This is a genomic window from Sphingorhabdus sp. EL138, assembly GCF_945882965.1.
In the GTDB taxonomy this organism is placed as follows: domain Bacteria; phylum Pseudomonadota; class Alphaproteobacteria; order Sphingomonadales; family Sphingomonadaceae; genus Sphingorhabdus_B.
In genome coordinates, this window is sequence record NZ_CAMCWY010000010.1 from 37,937 (window position 1) to 56,513 (window position 18,577).

Here is an 18,577-nt window from a genome sequence, read left to right on the forward strand (position 1 = left end):
TGAACCTTAGACCCAACGCGCCGAAATGGCCACATGCGACGGCCCCAATTGCGCTGTTTTAAGCAGTTTATCCACAGATTCACACCTTGGCGGCGGTTAGGGCGCGACCAAGCTTCCGTCATAGGCAAAAATTTGCCCGCTTTGTTCTGGTTTCAGTCCATGGAGCGTATGAAGCATGTCTCCGGCGGCGCGGGCCGGGGTGAAGCGTTCATGGGCAGGATTTCCCTTGAACGGAGCGCTGAGCGCCGTCTCGACGGTACCGGGATGAAGGCCGACGACAACGGACTGCGGATTTTTGCGCTGCCATTCGATAGCGATATTGCGGATAAACATATTGAGAGCTGATTTTGACGCGCGGTAGCTGTGCCATCCACCCAAGCGATTGTCAGAGATGCTACCCACCCGCGCGGACAAGGCCGCAAAGCAGATCGGGCCTTGCTTGGCCATGATAGGCAGGAAATGTTTGGCGACGAGCGCAGGACCGACCGCGTTTATACGGTAGTTTTCCATCATCCAGTCCGGATCAAGCTCGCGAAGGCTCTTCTCCGGGCCTTTCTGGGCCGAATGCAGAAGTCCGGTCGCAAGAATGACTAAGCTTATGGGAGGATGTGTAGCCGTCAGAGAAGCGGCGGCGGCCGCAATGCTGGCCTCGTCCACTATATCGAGGGGTGGTGCGCTCTCACGGTGAAACTGGATGACTTGGGCATAATTTGGATCTTTTTCCAAAAGCTCTGCCAGCGCGGCACCAATGCCACCACGCGCACCAATGATGACTGCACTGCTTTCACCCACTTGTTTTTTGCTCCGGTTTGTTCAACGGGAATTCATGCGATGGCGCTATGGCAATTGCACAGACGATAGCAAGGTCCTATAAACCAAGCTTGAGAAGGCCCAAGGCTTAATAATTTGCGGAGAGTTACATGAAACTGGTTTCAAAATTTGCCCTCGCTTTATCGTTGGTAGCGGTATCAGCTGCACCTGCGGCATTTGCGCAGTCCAATGAAAAGCCCAAGAAGGAAAAAAAGGGTAAGGAAGCGGCCGCAGCGCCAAAGAAAAATTACTCCAAAACTTTCATCGCCGCTTATGTCCCCGTGGCGGATTTGTTAAACAAAACCAAGGACGCCGCAGCCGCCAAGACAGAATTTTCAAAGGTTGTTGCTGCCATTGGCAATGATGATGACCGATACGAAGCGGGCATATTGGCCATTAACATCGGCGCGGTGTTGAAGGATCTGGCGTTTCAGGAGCAGGGCATCGATTTGTTGATTGCATCTGCGTCAACCCCTGCCGATTTGAAGCGGGAATACACATTCCGTAAGGGTGCCATTGCATATGATGGCAAGAAATTTGCGGATGCCGAGAAAAATATGCTCGACGCCTATAATTTGGGGCACCGCGACAACAATATCGAATTGTTGATTTCCAACGCGATGTCGCAACAAAACAAAGATGCTGAGGCAATTACATGGATTGGTAAGGCGATTGACGCTAGCAAGGCAGCGGGCCCTGTAAACAAGACCTATCTTGTGCGTGCTGCCATCCTGTCTGCCAAGGCGAAGAATTATGCAGGTGCAGCCAATTTCTACAAGGATTTGATCATAGCCGAAAACAACCCGGATTATTGGCATGATGCGCTTGCGTTTTTTGACCGCTCGCGGGACTTCAATCCGGAAGAAACACTCGACATCATGCGCTTGATGCGCGCCACCGATGGTATTCGCTTTCAACAGGAATATGCCGGATATCTCGACAGCCTCAGCTATATCGGTGTGCGTTACCCGGCAGAAGCGGTTTCCTTGCTGGACGAAGGCTTCGCCAAGGGTTTGATCTCACGTAACAATGTGACTTTCAGCGAGCGGTATAACGAAGCAAAGGCGCGTCTGGCGGAAGACACGCGCACACTGGCTGGCACAATCGCGCCCGCCAAGGCAAGTCCAAGGGGTATGTTGGCATCACTTACCGGCGACTCTTTCTTCTCGCACAAGGATTATAAGACCGCGAAGGAACTGTATGAATCGGCGTTGAGCAAGGCACCCGTATTGGACAAGGACGGCGGCGACCAGACCGACCGCACGCGCTTCCGCCTTGCGATGTCCAAGACGATGCTTGGCGATTATGTGGGTGCGAAGGCTGACTTTGATATGGTCATGGGTGCAAACCGCAAGGCAATCGCCGAATATTGGGTGGCGTTCATTAACCACCGGGTAAATGCCGCGGCAACGCCGGTTGCGGCAGCGCCGGCCACCTGAAATTTGGTCAGATAAAGTAAAAAGGGGTCTGCGCAATCGGGCCCTTTTTTATACTTGGTGAATAGGGACGCCGGGCTCGTCTTTGGCCGTGCGGATCGTCAGCGATGTTTTGACGCTGCTCACATTGGGCGCGGACGTTAGGTTCGAGGTCAGAAATTCCTGAAAGGACTGAAGATCGCGTGCCACGATCTTCAAAATAAAATCAATTTCTCCATTGAGCATGTGGCACTCACGCACATCCGGCAGTGCGCGGACATGGCGTTCAAACGCCTTTAGGTCATCCTCAGCCTGGCTTTTCAGGCTGACCATAGCGAAAACGGTAATGGTGTAGCCCAACGCGCTTGCGTCCACATCGGCATGATAGGATTTGATCGTACCCGATTGCTCGAGCGCACGCATACGGCGTAAACAGGGGGGCGCGGTCAGACCGACCTTGGTTGCGAGTTCAACATTGGTTATGCGACCGTCAGCCTGCAATTCGGCCAAAAGCTTCATATCTATCGCGTCAAGGTTCGTATTGGCCATGATATGGTAATTTCCATTTCTATTCTGTCCATTGCTTATAATATAATTATACGGCATTGCAATTGTCGCATAGTGAGCCGGCTCCAAATTGATGCTTTTGCGCTACCGATATCGCGCTTATTGCTTGCGCATTGGAGGTGCAGGACCGCTGAGAACGAACGAAAACAAGATTGCCAACCAAATTGCGTCTTGTATGTAAGATAAAGACTTGCGCATTCTCCCTAAGTTCGGCTATCGGCGCGCAGGTAGTTGGCGAGCCGGTCAGGGCCTGTAGCTCAGTTGGTTAGAGCTGGCCGCTCATAACGGCTAGGTCGGGGGTTCGAGTCCCTCCGGGCCCACCAGCGTCGCATTGCGAAGTTGGCAGGCAGCCAGCCGCGCGGACATCGTTATACCAGTGATCCCATGTCGGGGAGTAGCGCAGCCTGGTAGCGCATCTGGTTTGGGACCAGAGGGTCGCAGGTTCGAATCCTGTCTCCCCGACCATTTTTTCTTCCTGAGATTATATTTTTTTGATTTTAGTCGGATACTATCGCAGCTCCATCGACCGTTGTGGTCGGGCCACTAACACGTGGGCATCATGTTTTGTTTAACGAACGGTTTTCCGGCGCGTACACGCCTAATCAGCAGCGCAGCCTAATGCGGGAACAATGATTGCATTTGGCTGTTAGCTGTTCGGACACACTGCCTGCGAATCCTCCCTTTGCTAGTTCGGTGTGTCCAACTTGACTATTGGCGTGCAACCCAAAAGACTGGCTCCGAAATCACCACCGAACCGCGGGGCATTGACTGCCGTTTGCCTATGCGGCTAATGCGGCAGAATTACCTGCTTTTGTAACGCCGTTCACAAATTGGTCCGTGCATTTGTCCCAGCAAAATTGGGCTCCGTAGTTTGCGGCGTCGGTACGACTGAGCGAAAGCGCCCCATTGATTGCTTCGGCTAGATCGGGCTTGAGGCAACCAGCCGCGCGGTCTAACGTGCCATACGGCCCGCGACCCTCGCTACCGATAATGTCCAATGGACCTTGAACGGGATAGCCGGCCACCGGAACGCCCGTTGCCAGCGCCTCAAGCATGACAAGTCCAAATGTATCGGTCTTGCTTGGAAATACGAACACATCGGCAGAGGCGTAAATACTGGCAAGCTCAGCGCCATGACGCGTCCCAAGAAAGACGGCGTCAGGATATCGCGCTTGAAGATGCGCGCGGGCAGGGCCGTCGCCGACGATGACCTTCGTTCCCGGGACATCGGCGTCAAGAAACGCTTCCAAATTCTTTTCTACGGCCACGCGTCCGACTGACAACATGATCGGCTTTGTAAGATGCTGTAAGATTGGATGGCTGGGCTGATCGGGATGGAACACGGCATGATCAATTCCACGCGACCACAGCTGTGTAGGCTTTATGCCGCGGCCTTCCAACTCAGCCCGCAGGCTTTCTGTCGCCGTCAGAACCGCGCGCGACCCCTTGTGGAATATGCGCATAATGGGCCAGATGAAGTCCGGCGAAAGCCGCGTGCGTGCGGCAACATATTCGGGAAACCGGGTATGAAAAGCCGTGGTAAATGGGACATCGTGCTTCATGCACCATGCGCGCGCGCTCCAGCCGATGGGGCCTTCGGTTGAGATATGGACGATGTCTGGCCGGAATGTACCGAGCGCCTTGCGCACACCGAAACGCGGCGCAAGTGCCAATCGGATTTCTGGATAGCCGGGGCAAGGAATGGTCATGAATCTGTCTGGTGCAACAACTTCAACTGCATGTCCGCGGGCTTTCAGGCGGCTTATCGTTTCGGTTAACGTGCGGACAACGCCGTTGACTTGTGGTGCCCAAGCGTCCGTTGCGATGGCGAGCCTCATGCTTCGACAGCCACTTTCTTCGTTGTGCGGTCGCGTACATGGGCTGCCCAGTCAATGATGGACATGCTGCCATCCTTGGCTTCCGCCAACGCGGTGCAGCTTTCAACCCAATCACCGTCATTATAGTAAGTGATGGATCCAAATTGGCGAATTTCGGCGCAATGGATATGACCGCAAACTACACCCTCGACGCCGCGCTGCAACGCTTCGCGCGCAACAACTTCTTCATATTGCCCAATAAATTGGACCGCATTTTTAACACGCTTTTTTAGGTAAGATGATAGCGACCAATAAGGCATGTTCAATCTGCGCCGGACGGCATTGAGGACGATATTGGCTCGCAACAGCAATGTATAAGCTTGATCACCCAAAAAAGCGAGCCAGCGCGCATACAGAACAATGCCATCAAAAGCATCGCCATGCGTGACAAGCAGTTTGCGCCCGTCAGCTGTGGTGTGAATCGCCTCCAACTGGACTTCTACGCCGCCAAAGCTGAGGCCAGTATAGTCACGGAACATCTCGTCATGGTTGCCGGGAATGTAAATAACGCGGGTGCCCCGATGCGCCATTTTCAATACACGGCGAATGACTTCATTATGTTGGTCCGGCCAGTACCAGCCTTTACGCAGTCGCCAACCATCAACAATATCGCCAACCAGATACAGCGTCTCGCACTCAATGGAATGCAGAAAATCGCACAACAAATCAGCCTGACAACCTGCAGTGCCAAGATGGATGTCCGATATCCACACCGTGCGCAGTTTCATCTTTGGCTGGAAGCTCCGCGGCTCGGGCTTATCAAACCAGACCGGCAGCTTTGGTTTGTTATTATCCTGCTCAAGGCGTGGCGCGTCAATTGCGTCCGTTTCACTAAATACTGTATGTGTCATCTGCTTTTACCCCCACCAGATGCGTTTAGAACCTGTTTGGCGTAGATGGCTGATGGGTCAGGCGCATTTCAGAACGATGACAGTTTTCTTGCGATCGATCTTATGCAGGCGCGGTTATTTGATGGCGGGAACCTCTGCATCCGGCAGCGTCAATCTCATGGCTTTGGCAAGTGTGGGGGCAATTGCGCGCATGTCGATTTCGTCCAAATTGCGGCCTTTTTGAACGCTTGCGCCCATAATCATGAAGCTGGAGCGCATGAACGGCATGTCGGGAAAATAACCATGCATGCCTTTACTGCCCGACGGGCTCACCAAAGGCGCGGCCGCGCCTTTGAAATTGCCAGCATAGGCATTCGGGGCAAAGCCAACGTAAAAGCTTGCCTGCGGATTCGCTCCGTACCCGGCGATCTCCGATGTAGTGGCGATCTGGGCGATGCCATTTTTAGGGTCGGCTTTTAACTGCTCCAATAGTTCTGAGACGCGCGCGCGTAACGCGGGATTGGATGGCCGCTTCAAAACGATTGCTGACGATCCGCCCGAATTCCACGGACTGGCTTCCCAGTCCTTGATTTTGCCGTTGGCGTCGAGGACAATCAAGCCAGCGTCAATGAATGCCCGATAGAGATTGACTTCGGTATCGACCTTTGAAAAGCCATGGTCGGAAACAACGGCGATGAAGCTGTCAGGCCGGGCTACCAATTGTGCTGCGATGATCTTGCCCACCACCGCGTCAATCCGTTTAAGAACCGCATGCGCAGCCGCCGTATCGGGACCTTGTTCATGTTGTTCATGGTCAAGCGCCGTCAGATAGATCGTCGTGAAATACGGTTTCTCACGCGCAATGAGCGCCGTTGCGAACCGGCCACGGTTTTCATCACCTTCTATGTTTTCGTCAATGCCGGGGGCATATTCGCCCAATTGGCTTTCCAGGGATTTAATCAAACTTGGCGTGGCAAGCGCCTTCACAAGCTTGACGTCATCTGAATGGCCCGTGCGCCAGATTTGCGGGATATTCCATTTTATTGCGTTGGTGTTGACACTGACGGGCCAATGCACGTTGGCGGTGGTCAATCCTGCCTTCGCGGCGACATCCCACAAGGTCGGGACCTTAAAATCGCTGGCATAACAATACCAACCGCCCTGGTTGATTTGCAGAGGGTCGAAGCTGTTGTTGCTGACAATGCCATGCCGCGATGCGCTGACACCTGTGATCAGCGTCGCGTGGCTTGGGTAAGTTACCGTTGGCAGGATGCCGCGTACGCCTTGGGCATAGCTGCCTTGCGTGATGAAGCGTTTAAGGTTCGGGATGTATATCCCGCGTTCTTCCGCCTGTATAACGTCATCGGGTTGTAGCCCGTGGATGGAAATCAGCAGCACCGGCTCTGCCAAAGCCGCCGACGGTAGCGCAGCCACAAGAAGCGCGCTGCCGATTAATAGATTAAACTTCATGAGAAACCAGCCTTTAACGTTATGAAGAATTGCTGCGGTGCACCCGCCAGCAATGTTTGGTTGTCAGGGGCAACTTCGCCGCGCGCCGCTGCTATTGCTTTGGCATAATCGGGGAAATAATTTGCATTGTCGTAACCAAGGCGCTTAATCATCTCAAGCAAGATATCCTGATAATTTTGCTGCGCGCGTTCAGTATATAGAAAATAAGCAGGGAATTGTCCTTGCGAAGGTGGATTTATTAGGTTCTGACCCTAGGTGCGTTGTGCATTCGTCACCGTCGCCCCTCCACTTCTCGACGTAATGATCGACGCCGGAGACATAATCGCAGGTGTCGCCAGCTTCGCCAAAATTGACGCGGCCAAAGGCCCGCATCATTTGACCTTTCCCAAGCGTCTACCAGCGAGGTGCATGGAGTAAAAGGCCTATGAAAACAGTTATTGTACTGTTTTCGTATTATAGTTTCGATAAGTCTATGTTGTTCTAGCAGCGTATTTTTCGACAATCCTCCTATCATTACACATTTTTGACATTTATGTTGCAGTACTGTCATTAAAGTGCAACACTGACCGCAGAAAAAGGAGAAACGCTATGAAAATGATGTTTTTGGGCACATTAATAGCTGGAACTTTGTCTGTCGCAGCACTGGCTAAGCCGTATGCAGTTGGCGAAATGTCCTAGCCAAAGAGCTCCGTTGAATATGAGGCTCTTATGAGCGGCGATAATGCGCGCGCGGTGTCCCAAATCTTGGCGAGTGTCGAGCTCAGCAAGAACGATCTTCCAAAACTGCCTAATCTTGGACGCGCCTATGCACGAATGGGGCAGACCGAAAAAGCGGCTGCGTATTTTAAGGCAGCAATGCAGTCCCGTGAAAGCGTGGATTTGGTTTTAGCCGATGGCCGCGTGATGAACTCTAAGGTTGCAGCACGCGAAGCGATGGCTAGTCTGCAAACGCGCGTGGCTTCGCATTAAGCTGCAGTTACTCAAGTTTTCAATTGTTGTCACAAAAAAATAGCGAGTCGGACAGGCTCGCTTTTTTTATTTGCTTTGGAAATTTGCTGTAAAAGCGACTGGTGCGCGACCTTGTCATGTAGCTGACACAAAATATTCTTCTAAATGCAACATTATGCGCACAACTCTGTCATAGGTGTCGCCTAGACGAATGTTGTCAACGGGTGGGGCCTATGTTGATTCGTCACTGGTCCGTTGCAAGTGCCTATAATCGGGCAAGTCTTATTTGTTGCGGAGATTCAGAATGTTAAACCCAAAATTGCGCGGGATTGTCTATGCTACGGCAGCTGCGGCTCTTGTCACTGGTTGTGGCGCAGACGACATCGCGTCGCCCGGCACCGGTGGTAACATCACCATCAACAACCCAGCCGCTCCTCCTCCTCCGCCGCCACCGCCGCCGCCATCATTGGTTACGGCTGCTGGCGCGTGTCCTTCGATTGCCGACCCACAGGGTTTGGCTAACGCTGGAACGATTTCTGGCCCAACCGGTACATATCGCGTTTGCCAGCTGCCAAGCCTTATAAAGGTGTCGAGCACCTTACCAAAGCTTCCTGGCGTGCTTTATTCGATGAATGGACGCGTTAACGTCGGATGCGACGGTGGCTTCGCCGCGCCAACAGTCGGCTCGCCTTACACTTCGACGACCGTTGGGTGTACCTCGACGCCACTCACCGCCGACACTAATGTCACCTTGACAATCAATCCAGGCGTAATTCTTTACGGTACAACTGGTCAGTCTTGGCTTGCAGTAAATCGTGGTAACAAAATCTCGGCTGTTGGCACTGCAAGCCTACCGATTATCTTCACCAGCCAAGACAATGTTGCCGGTTTTAATACTGACGCATCGCAAGGTCAGTGGGGCGGCGTTGTGTTGTTGGGCCGCGGAATTACGACGGATTGCCTTACTGGGACTGTCGCTCTAAACACTTGCGAGCGTGATACTGAGGGCGCCGCAGATAAGGCCCTTTATGGTGGAACAAACAACAGCTACAACGCTGGCTCAATGAGCTTTGTTCAAATCCGTTACTCGGGCTTTGTTCTTGGACAAAATAAGGAATTGCAGGCGCTCACGACCGGCAGTATTGGCACAGGAACGATCCTGAACAATATTCAATCGCACAACAGCTCCGATGATGGCGTTGAATTCTTCGGTGGCGCCGTCAACATGAAAAATTATGTTTCAACCGGTGCAGACGATGACAGCCTTGATATCGACACCGGCGCTGAAGCGAATATTCAATTTGCTTTGCTTATTCAGCGAGCTGGCAGGGGCGATGCTTTGATGGAGTTCGATAGCAACGGCGCTGAAGCGGACTTACCGCGGAGTATAATGCGGATTGTAAACTTTACTGCTTTGCAGTCACAGTCGTCGTCAGATAACGACTCCAATGATCTGGCCTCTACATTGTTCCGTGGAAACTCGGACACGACCCTGATAAATGGCATCATTGCTACACCAAATAACGAATGTATTCGTATGAATGGTTCTGGCACTACGCCGGCTACGCTTACCGCGCGCTCGGTGGTGTTGCAGTGCAACGCAACTAAGTTTTTGGGTTCGGGGTCCTATAACGCTACACAGGTAGGGACGTTCTTTGGCACAGGCTCAAACAACAACAATGATGCCTTCACGACGAGCTTCTCATCGCTGTTCATCAACGGCGCGAATGAAACAGCAATCGTGGCTACAAACCCAACCACGTTCGCTAATTTCTCGTCAACTGTCCAATCCTTCTTTACAGCTACAAATTATGTTGGTGCCGTTAAGGATGGGACTGCCGGTTCCGCTTGGTACGCTGGCTGGACTTGCAACAGTTCCACCGCTACTTTGGGTACTAGCGTGACTGGCCTTTGCACCTCGCTGCCTACATACTAAGCTGCGAGCCATGATTTGGGTGGAGCGCGGCCGCATCGGCCCGCTCCACCCTTTTTCAATAGGAAATAGGGAAATTCCAATGTCTTATTCAATTAGGCGTGCCAGCCTGCTGCTCTTTACAACTTCGCTCGTTGCTCCAAATATGGCGCTTGCGCAGACTGTTGAGCCAACTCCAGCTGAAACCCAGCAAGAAGCAGCTGCAGAGCCTGCGGCAACGGAATTGGCCCAGCCTGAAGAGGAAACCGAAATATCGGTACCAGGTGGCGAGATCGTGGTGCGCGGATATCTTGACCGCAACATTGCCAAGTCGTCACCGCAGGTTGTGTCTGTGCTTTCGAGCGCTGACATCGCACGGACCGGCGAAGGCAATATTGCGGGCGCGCTGGGTCGGGTCACTGGCCTTAGCGTTGTCGGCAATGGCTATGTATATGTTCGTGGGCTTGGCGATCGTTATTCGCTGGCGTTGCTAAATGGTTCACCACTTCCAAGCCCCGAGCCGCTCAAACGCGTTGTTCCGCTTGATCTTTTCCCCACAGGCGTCATCGCATCATCATTGGTGCAAAAAAGCTATTCTGCGAATTACCCTGGTGAATTTGGTGGCGGTGTCATCAACCTTACAACCAAGGCGACACCGCGCGACCCGTTTTTCACAATCGGCGGAACGGTCTCCGGCGACACTGAATCTACCGGTCGCCTGGGCTACACGTATTATGGTAGCTCGTCCGACTGGTCGGGCTACACCAATGGAAATCGGGATTTTACGCCTGCGCTTCAGAGCTTCCTAGCAGGCGGTGAGCGGCTCAGTTCTAATCTAGTTAACGTACAAAACGTCGGTAAGGGTCTCGTGACTGGCCGTAATGCCATTTTACAGCGGGACACAAAATTACCCGTTAATGCGTCGTTGTCTTTTTCAGGCGGGAAAACGTTTGATGTGGGTGCGTCACAACTTGGCGTAATTGCCGGTGGTGGTTTTAGCAATAAGTGGTCGACGCGCGACACCGTTCAGCAACGTTCGTCGAGTGCAGACGTCTCGACCGTTGATTCGAGTTTTAATCAAGTGAGCACCGATCAGCGTATCGTCGCCAATGGTCTTCTTGGCTTGGGACTTGAATTTGGTGAAAGCAAACTCCGTTGGACCAATCTGTATATACATGACACCATTAAACAGGCTCGGTTAAGTGTCGGGAATATCGACCAAGGGACTGCAGACGTGATGCGGCAGAAGACAGCTTGGTATGAACGGCAGCTGGTTGATACGCAACTGGTTGGCGAATTCAAAGTCACACCTGATTTGCGGATTGATGTGCGCGGGTCCTATGCAAAATCACAACGCGACGCGCCTTATGAATTGTCGACCGAATATGTACGAACAAATGCGGCTTCGGATCCGACCGGCGCTTTTTTCGTTAACGTATTAAACCGTAACCGTGGTGATGCGCGGTTGATTTTTTCGAAACTAACAGAAGAACTTATTTCTGGCGGTATTGACATTACGTACAAGCTCACGCCTGATATTGGCATCACGGTCGGTAACGCTTACTCGGACACTGACCGGGTTAGTTCGCGCCGCGAATTTTTCTATGACGCAGAAGCCCTTCCTGCCGGTGTTGGTATGCTGCGTGCTGACCTTTTACTAACGCCAGAGCTTATCGACTTCTACGAGATTTCATTGTTTGAAGCTGATGAAGGCAACCCAGCCTTTGAAGCCAAGTTGCGTACATGGGCTGGCTATGGAAAAATCAATGCCCAGATCGGCGACTTGTTCAATATCGATGCGGGCGTTAGGTGGGAAAAGGCGGAGCAGTCCGTTGTTCCTATTCAGGTATTCAGAGTACCCGGCGCGTCTGGTGCGGCTACCGACTTGTCGCGTGAATATTGGTTGCCAGCTGCGACGCTAACGGTTGACCTGACGGAGCAAATGAAAGCACGCTTTAGCGCGTCGAAAACAATTGCACGTCCGCAATTTCGCGAACTGATTAATCAGCCCTATTTTGATCCTGATACAAATCGTGCTTACCGTGGCAATCCTCTGCTTGTAGATAGCCAGCTGTATAATGGCGAAGCTCGATTTGAGTATTATTTTGCGCCAGAGCAGCGCTTTTCTTTTTCTGCTTTTTATAAGAAGATCAAAAATCCGATTGAGGCGTTTGTTGCAAGCGATCTCGCGACCTCGTTCGCGAATGCACCCGAGGCGTCTCTTTATGGAGCAGAAGTCGACGTCCAGAAATATTTTGATCTTAGCAACTTAAGCAGCAATGACTTTTTCACATCGCGAAGGTTGGTGTTGGTAGCGAACTATACCTACACAAAATCAGAGCTAACGGTGCAGGCTGGTGACATAACAAGCTTTTTTGGGGCTTTCTCGACCAGTGCTTTGGATTACTTCCAGGATGGTTCGTCCTTAACCGGGCAGTCCGACCACATCGTCAATTTCCAAGCCGGTATTGAAGATACGGATAAGCTGTCACAGCTCACGTTCCTGCTCACTTATGCCAGTGATCGTGTCACAAGCCGTGGTGTTAATGGGTCGCCGCCACAACCAGATGTGATAGAGCGCCCTGGCTTTAGGCTTGATGTCGTTGGTCGGCAGGGAATAAAGGTAGCAGGGAAGCAAGTTGATCTAAAAGTTGAACTTCGAAACCTCACACGCACAAAGTACAATGAGTTTCAACAGTCAGGTAATAATCGTATCGCATACAACCAGTATGAACTTGGTACGAGCGCATCTATTGGACTTAGTTTAAACTTCTAACTCATACAATTTTGTCTGATTAGCGGCGGCATGTTATAATCAACATGCCGCCGTTGTTTTATGTATCGTTAAAGCCACACGCTATGACAGTCACAAAACTGTCATTTTAATTTCACTTTTAAGTCACAACGGTGTCTTAGGCCCGCATCAACGGGCGGTGCCGCCAGGGGAGTTTTGTGGAAGTGACATTGGCTGAAAGGGTTCGGGTGCAATCTCGTGTGCTGACGTTACTGCCTATTGGTAATGTCCTCATTGCCTTAATTGTCGTTCTTTTGGCTATTCAGTTGACGCGGCTTTTTTGGGTCGTTGTCATACCGGTTGATCCGCTTGCCGGATGGCACGCGCCATCGGTCAATCTTGTTTCACCATCGTCTCGGGCAGCGCTTTTTAGGGGTTTTGACCCTTTTTATCTTACTGACACGACCGCAACACCCACCCAGAATGTCACGTCCTTAAGTCTCGTTTTGTTTGGCGTGCGCGCAAATGAAAGTTCAGGAGGCGGTTCCGCCATCCTTGCTGGTGAGGACGGTCTCCAAAATAGTTTTGCCGTGGGTGAAGAAGTTGCGCCGGGCGTGACGCTGGACTCGGTTGCTTTCGACCATGTGGTATTGTCGCGCGGCGGAGTGAAGGAGTCACTTTATCTGGATCAGTCGGTTCCGGCGGAGACGGTCGGCCCCTCTGGAGATGCGTCTAAACCAGCAGCTACCTCTTCCGCCGCGGGTGGGCTAAATGCCCAAACGCTGCAAAAGGCCATTGGCTTTGTCCCACGCAACGAAGGGGGCAGGGTAACCGGCCTTGTTTTGAAAGCCCAGGATGACGGGGCGATGCTTAAGCTCTCCGGTTTTCAGGCTGGCGATATTGTTGTTGCCGTCAATGGTCGTCCCGTTTCATCCGCCGCTGATGTCATGGCCCAATTTCGCCCCGGAGCGCGGATAAGCGTCGAAGTTGAACGCGGCGGTTCAAAAGTCCCCATCGCTTTAATTCTGGAACAATAGTGATCCGTAAATTCTCCTTATGGTTGGCGTCCAGCACGCTTATTTTTACCACGCCATTGACCGCGCAGCAGACATTGAATGTCCGCGACGCCGACATCCGCGCTTTTGTGCAAGACGCCGCGCGCGTTACTGGGCAAACTTTCATTGTCGATGGCCGCGTTACGGGTAAGGTTTCGGTTGTGAGTGACCGCCCATTGTCGCGTTCGGAATATTTCGAGGTGTTTTTGTCGACTTTGCGCGCAAATGGCCTTGTCGCAATTCCCATGCGCGGCGGCGGATATCGCATTCAGCCTTCGGACGGCGCGGCAACGCAGCCAACGCGCGTAGGCAGCCGGGCCGAGTCTGCCAGCCAGTTTGTAACCGAAGTGTTCCGCTTGCGGTCGATCGACGCGGCCACAGCGGTAGAAACGCTGCGTCCATTAATCAGCCGTGAAGGCTCGCTTACGGCGAACCGCAGCGCAAATAGCCTTGTGGCGGCGGACTACGCCGACAATATCCGTCGGATCCGCGATCTCATCCGCCAAATTGACCGCGACAGTGCAGCCACCCAGATTGTGACGCTAGACAATGCAGGCGCACGCGAAATTGCGACGGCATTGCAAGGTTTGGCTGGTCAGGGTGGCGGCGAAGGCGCGCGTACTTCTGTCTCCATCGCGGCTATCGACAGCAGTAACGCCATTGCGTTGCGCGGTGACCCGACATCCGTTGCTCGTTTTGCCGAAATGGCAAAGCAATTAGATGCCCGTGCGCAATCTGGGTCCGAAATTCGGGTGTACCGGCTTGAACATGCTAACGCCGAAACATTGCTAGAAACCGTCCAGTCGCTGATTGGTGGACAAAGCGGTGGTGCGCGGGGCAGCGACATGCCTTCAGTGGCCGCACCTGTAAATGGCGGAGCGCCAGCTGCCCCATCCGCGCCAATCGTTGCGACATCTTCTGGCGGTGGCACAAACAGCATTGGCGGACGCGGTCCTATTGTTGTGACGCGTTATGAAGGCACAAATGCCCTAATTGTCGCTGCCAATCCGGACGTGCAGCGCAGCTTAGGCGAATTGATCCGGCAATTAGACACACGGCCTGAACAGGTTCTGGTGGAAGCTATTGTGGTGGAAATCGGTAATGAGGCCGCTAAAAAGCTTGGCGTACAATTTCTCGTGGGGGGCAAGGATGCGCCATTTGTGGCGACCAATTACTCCAATGCTTCGCCCAATATCCTGACAATAGCTGGGGCTATTGGGGCCGAGGAGTTGACGCGCACGACCACTACCGTCAATGGCAATACTACCACCACCGGGACCAGCAGCGCATTGGGTAACGGCCTGCAAGAAGCGGCTGCGGCATCTATTTTAAGCGCAACGGGCGGCTTTGGCGGCGTGGCGCTCAATTTCGGTAAGAATACGATTTTTGGAACAATCATCAACGCAATTGCAGCAGACACACAATCCAACCTTTTGGCGACGCCGCATATTGTGACGTTGAACAACCAAAAGGCGAAGTTTCTGGTCGGCCAAGAAGTGCCAGTCAGCACGGGCGAACAATTGTCCGCAAACTTCGAAAATGCATTCCGTACCGTGCAACGACAGGAAGTCGGCATAAAGCTTGAGGTCACGCCGCAGGTCAATGCGCAAGGCGATGTGAAGCTGTTCCTGAAACAAGAAGTGTCGAGCGTTGCTGGCCCTGTATCTTCGCGCTCCAACGACCTTGTCCTCAACAAACGCGAATTCGAGACGACATTGACTGTCGGCGACGGCCAATTATTGGCAATAGGCGGGCTGCTTAACGATGACGAGCGCCGCACGATTGAGCGTATTCCATTGCTCAGCGACATTCCCCTTATCGGTGAGCTGTTTAAGTCGCGCAGCCGCAGCCGCAGTAAAACCAACCTGATGGTGTTCATCCGGCCTACAATCTTGCGGAGCCGGCAAGATGGTGACCGATTGACTGCGCGCCGTTATGAATACGTGCGCGACATGCAGCGGCTGCGTAATCCGGATATGGAGCCGAGCATCGATGAATTGCTCCGCGACTATATGGGCGCCACCCCGCCCACGGACCCAAATGCGCGGGCAAACGACATTATGATCGGCGCAGACGGCAGTCTGACGCGGCCGCCAGCAGATGGTCCGCTTAAACCCGCAGATGTGCCTGCGAGCGCCATATCCGCTAATATTGGGGATGGACAATAATGACAGTTTCGCAAGGAACGTTGGAACGACCGGGCGCGACTGGCGCAGAAACTGGCGCGCCCGTTACTGTTGCCCAGATCACGCCATTGCTGGATCTGCCTTATGCCTTTGCTAAGGCGCACGGCCTGGTTTTGCGTCATGAGAGCAACGCTCGTTTAATCGTTGCCATGCGTGAAGGCGCAGATCCTCTTATGCTGCTTGAAGTGCGGCGCCATCTGGCGATGCCGTTCGATGTTGAGATAGCCGATAACCAGACCTTTGACCGGTATCTTTCCGACCATTATGCGATGGACGGAAGTGCAGCGGCAATGGCGGGGTCGATAGGCCATAATGACGGCGATCTGTTATCCGATATGCTGCCAAGTGTCGATGATTTGCTCGACAGCGCTGATGACGCTCCGGTTATCCGGTTGATTAACGGCATCATAGCAGAGGCTGTGCGGCAAGGTGTTTCGGATATTCATATCGAACCTTATGAAACTGGTCTTGTTATACGCATGCGTGCCGATGGCGTGTTGCAGGAACGGCTTCGGCTCCCCGCCAATGTTGCGCCTGTGGTCGTCAGCCGTATCAAGGTAATGGCGCGGCTCGACATTGCCGAACGCCGCATTCCGCAAGATGGCCGTATTGGCCTGTCGCTTGGTGGAAAGATGGTCGATGTGCGTGTGTCCACCTTGCCAAGCCGCGCTGGTGAGCGCGTCGTGATGCGTATTCTCGACAATGAAAATGCTGGGATTTCGCTCGATTTGCTGGGCATGTCTGAAGAGACGCTAAAAATATTGCGCGAAGCATTGGCTGAACCCAATGGTATTATTCTGGTCACTGGTCCGACGGGTTCGGGTAAGACCACCACTTTATACGCAGGTCTAAAGCGTCTGAACGACGGTTCCCGCAACATACTGACGGTTGAAGACCCCGTCGAATATGCGGTCGAAGGCATTGGCCAGACGCAGGTGAATGCGAAAGTAGGTATGACCTTTGCCGCTGGCCTACGCGCGATTTTGCGGCAGGATCCTGACGTCGTCATGGTCGGCGAAATCCGGGACCGTGAAACCGCCGATATTGCTGTGCAAGCGGCGCTTACCGGCCATTTGGTAATGACCACGGTGCACACAAATGATGCGCTTGGTGCAATTACGCGTATGCGCGATATGAAGGTTGAGCCTTTCTTGCTCGCCTCGACCCTGCGTGCTGTCATCGCGCAGCGGCTTGTGCGCCGCCTGTGTCCGCATTGCCGCCAAACAATGCAGGCCGACGGCAATGCAGCGTCGTTGCTTGGTTTTGACAAGGGCACGGCGGTTTATAAAGCCGTCGGTTGCCCTGAATGCAACAACACTGGCTATTTGGGCCGCATTGGCGTGTTTGAGGCTGTCCGTGTGGATGATACCATCCGCCGCTTGATCAATGACGGCGGCGATGAAGCCATATTGGCGCGACATGCTTTTGTGAACCAGCCTAATTTGAGTGCCGCTGCGCGTAAATTGGTGCGTAGCGGGGACACCACGCCAGAGGAGGCTATTCGCATTTCACGCCGTGAAGACATCGTTGATGCCTGAATTTGCTTATCACGCCATCGACCCTGACGGGCGCGAGCGGCGCGGTCGGATATCTGCGGCGAATGATGATCTGGCACGCGAAGCATTGGTGTTGAAAAAACTGTATATTGTAAGCGTTGCGCCTGCCGAAGTGCGTGCACCGGTGTTTGCCAACCTGCCGCTAAAACGGCAGCCTCGGTTAAACGCAAAGCAACTGACATTGTTCACCCGGCAATTGTCTTCCTTGGCGCAAGTTTCGCCCTTGGAAGAGGCGTTGCGGACGATAAGTCGTCAAAGTGAGCAACCCCACGTGCGTGAGATATTGACAGCCGTTCACACAGGCGTCGTTGAAGGCCAGCGTTTGTCCGAATCTATGCGGCGCGAAAGCAGCAGCTTTCCACCTTTGTATCGCGCAATGATCGCCGCCGGGGAGGGCGCGGGCACATTGCCGCTGATCACCGAACGGCTTGCTGTGCTTCTGGAACGGCAGGCGGAGATGCGGGGTAAGTTGATCGGTGCGCTGGCGTATCCGGCGATCCTGTCGTTCGTCGCGATCCTCGTTGTGATGGGGTTGATGGTGTCCGTCGTGCCGCGCGTGGTTGAACAATTCGACAATGTGGATCAGCAACTACCGCTGATAACGCGCATGGTGATTGGCATTTCGGCATTTTTGGCGAGCTATTACTGGGCGCTGATCATCGTTGCCGCGCTGGCTGCTTTGGGTTTTGCGCAAGCCTTAAAACAGCCCGCCTTCCGTTTGGCTGTGGACCGCAATGTCTTGCGCATTCCGTTGCTTGGAAAGCTTTTGCGTAACCTGCATGCCGCACGCATGGCACGGACATTGGCGACAATGGTTGCAAGCCGCTTGCCCTTGTTGGAAGGCTTGCGCCTGACGGGCGGCACCATTCGCAATAAAGTGTTATCTGCGGCAAATGACGAGATCGTGGAATCCGTGCGTAGCGGGGGTAGCCTGTCCGGCGCGATGCGTAGCAGCGGGGTTTTTCCGCCTTTGCTCGTGTATCTGACGGCAAGCGGCGAGAGCGCAGGGCAATTGGATATCATGCTCGAACGTGCCGCCGAATATCTGGAACGCGAATTTGATACCTTTACCAGCACCGCTTTGTCGTTGCTTGAACCCTTGATCATTGTCGCGATGGGCGGCGTGGTCGCTGTCATCATATTGGCAATATTGCTGCCTATCCTTCAACTCCAAAACCTTACGGGACTGTAGACATGCTCCGCCTATTTTTTACTCT

General features: G+C 53.2%; 14 protein-coding genes and 2 tRNA genes. 10 read left to right on the forward strand and 6 right to left on the reverse strand.

What is annotated here, in order from left to right:
* Positions 1–96: 96 nt before the first annotated feature.
* Positions 97–792, reverse strand: a complete 696-nt coding sequence (locus Q0N43_RS05960) for an SDR family NAD(P)-dependent oxidoreductase (protein ID WP_295443927.1) — start codon at positions 790–792, stop codon at positions 97–99.
* A gap of 128 nt (positions 793–920) precedes the next feature.
* Between Q0N43_RS05960 and Q0N43_RS05965 the strand changes: the two genes are divergently transcribed.
* On the forward strand, positions 921–2,249 hold the full coding sequence (locus tag Q0N43_RS05965; protein WP_295443930.1) for a hypothetical protein: 1,329 nt from the start codon (positions 921–923) through the stop codon (positions 2,247–2,249).
* Positions 2,250–2,297: 48 nt separating this feature from the next.
* Here the strand turns inward: Q0N43_RS05965 and Q0N43_RS05970 are convergent, their stop codons facing one another.
* Positions 2,298–2,774, reverse strand: coding sequence for an Lrp/AsnC family transcriptional regulator (locus Q0N43_RS05970; protein ID WP_295443933.1), 477 nt, complete (start codon positions 2,772–2,774; stop codon positions 2,298–2,300).
* Between the two features lie 264 nt (positions 2,775–3,038).
* Between Q0N43_RS05970 and Q0N43_RS05975 the strand changes: the two genes are divergently transcribed.
* Together Q0N43_RS05975 and Q0N43_RS05980 are read left to right on the forward strand one after the other, a co-directional pair.
* Positions 3,039–3,115 (forward strand) — tRNA-Ile (locus tag Q0N43_RS05975).
* Positions 3,116–3,180: 65 nt separating this feature from the next.
* A tRNA-Pro gene (locus Q0N43_RS05980) sits at positions 3,181–3,257 on the forward strand.
* A gap of 314 nt (positions 3,258–3,571) precedes the next feature.
* Here Q0N43_RS05980 and Q0N43_RS05985 read toward each other — a convergent pair.
* From Q0N43_RS05985 to Q0N43_RS06000, 4 genes are all read right to left on the reverse strand, one after another.
* Positions 3,572–4,630 (reverse strand): glycosyltransferase family 1 protein, encoded by a 1,059-nt coding sequence (locus Q0N43_RS05985; protein WP_295443936.1) that lies wholly within the window; start codon positions 4,628–4,630, stop codon positions 3,572–3,574.
* The gene (locus Q0N43_RS05990) at positions 4,627–5,397 is read right to left on the reverse strand and encodes a UDP-2,3-diacylglucosamine diphosphatase (protein WP_295444042.1); all 771 of its coding nucleotides are present in this window, start codon (positions 5,395–5,397) and stop codon (positions 4,627–4,629) included. The genes Q0N43_RS05985 and Q0N43_RS05990 overlap by 4 nt, the downstream gene beginning before the upstream one ends.
* Before the next feature lie 237 nt (positions 5,398–5,634).
* Positions 5,635–6,969: an alkaline phosphatase family protein gene (locus Q0N43_RS05995; protein ID WP_295443939.1), complete on the reverse strand. Its 1,335-nt coding sequence runs from the start codon at positions 6,967–6,969 to the stop codon at positions 5,635–5,637.
* A complete protein-coding gene (locus tag Q0N43_RS06000) occupies positions 6,966–7,121 on the reverse strand; it encodes a hypothetical protein (RefSeq protein WP_295443942.1) in 156 nt (51 codons plus the stop codon). The genes Q0N43_RS05995 and Q0N43_RS06000 overlap by 4 nt, the downstream gene beginning before the upstream one ends.
* Positions 7,122–7,713: 592 nt before the next feature.
* On the opposite strand from Q0N43_RS06000, the gene Q0N43_RS06005 reads away from it, so the two are divergent.
* The 7 genes from Q0N43_RS06005 (at position 7,714) to gspF (ending at position 18,552) form a co-directional block, all read left to right on the forward strand.
* Positions 7,714–7,938 carry a tetratricopeptide repeat protein gene (locus tag Q0N43_RS06005; protein ID WP_295443946.1) on the forward strand — a complete coding sequence of 75 codons (225 nt, stop codon included), beginning with the start codon at positions 7,714–7,716 and terminating at the stop codon, positions 7,936–7,938.
* Between the two features lie 283 nt (positions 7,939–8,221).
* Positions 8,222–9,853: a hypothetical protein gene (locus Q0N43_RS06010; RefSeq protein WP_295443949.1), complete on the forward strand. Its 1,632-nt coding sequence runs from the start codon at positions 8,222–8,224 to the stop codon at positions 9,851–9,853.
* Between the two features lie 79 nt (positions 9,854–9,932).
* On the forward strand, positions 9,933–12,605 hold the full coding sequence (locus Q0N43_RS06015; RefSeq protein WP_295444045.1) for a TonB-dependent receptor: 2,673 nt from the start codon (positions 9,933–9,935) through the stop codon (positions 12,603–12,605).
* 182 nt (positions 12,606–12,787) lie between these two features.
* Positions 12,788–13,600, forward strand: a complete 813-nt coding sequence (locus Q0N43_RS06020; protein WP_295443952.1) for a type II secretion system protein N — start codon at positions 12,788–12,790, stop codon at positions 13,598–13,600.
* Positions 13,601–13,602: 2 nt separating this feature from the next.
* On the forward strand, positions 13,603–15,786 hold the full coding sequence (gspD, locus tag Q0N43_RS06025) for a type II secretion system secretin GspD (RefSeq protein WP_295444048.1): 2,184 nt from the start codon (positions 13,603–13,605) through the stop codon (positions 15,784–15,786).
* The gene (gspE, locus tag Q0N43_RS06030; RefSeq protein ID WP_295443955.1) at positions 15,786–17,342 is read left to right on the forward strand and encodes a type II secretion system ATPase GspE; all 1,557 of its coding nucleotides are present in this window, start codon (positions 15,786–15,788) and stop codon (positions 17,340–17,342) included. Before gspD ends, gspE begins: the two co-directional genes overlap by 1 nt.
* Positions 17,335–18,552: a type II secretion system inner membrane protein GspF gene (gene gspF, locus Q0N43_RS06035; RefSeq protein WP_295443958.1), complete on the forward strand. Its 1,218-nt coding sequence runs from the start codon at positions 17,335–17,337 to the stop codon at positions 18,550–18,552. The genes gspE and gspF overlap by 8 nt, the downstream gene beginning before the upstream one ends.
* Positions 18,553–18,577: the final 25 nt, after the last annotated feature.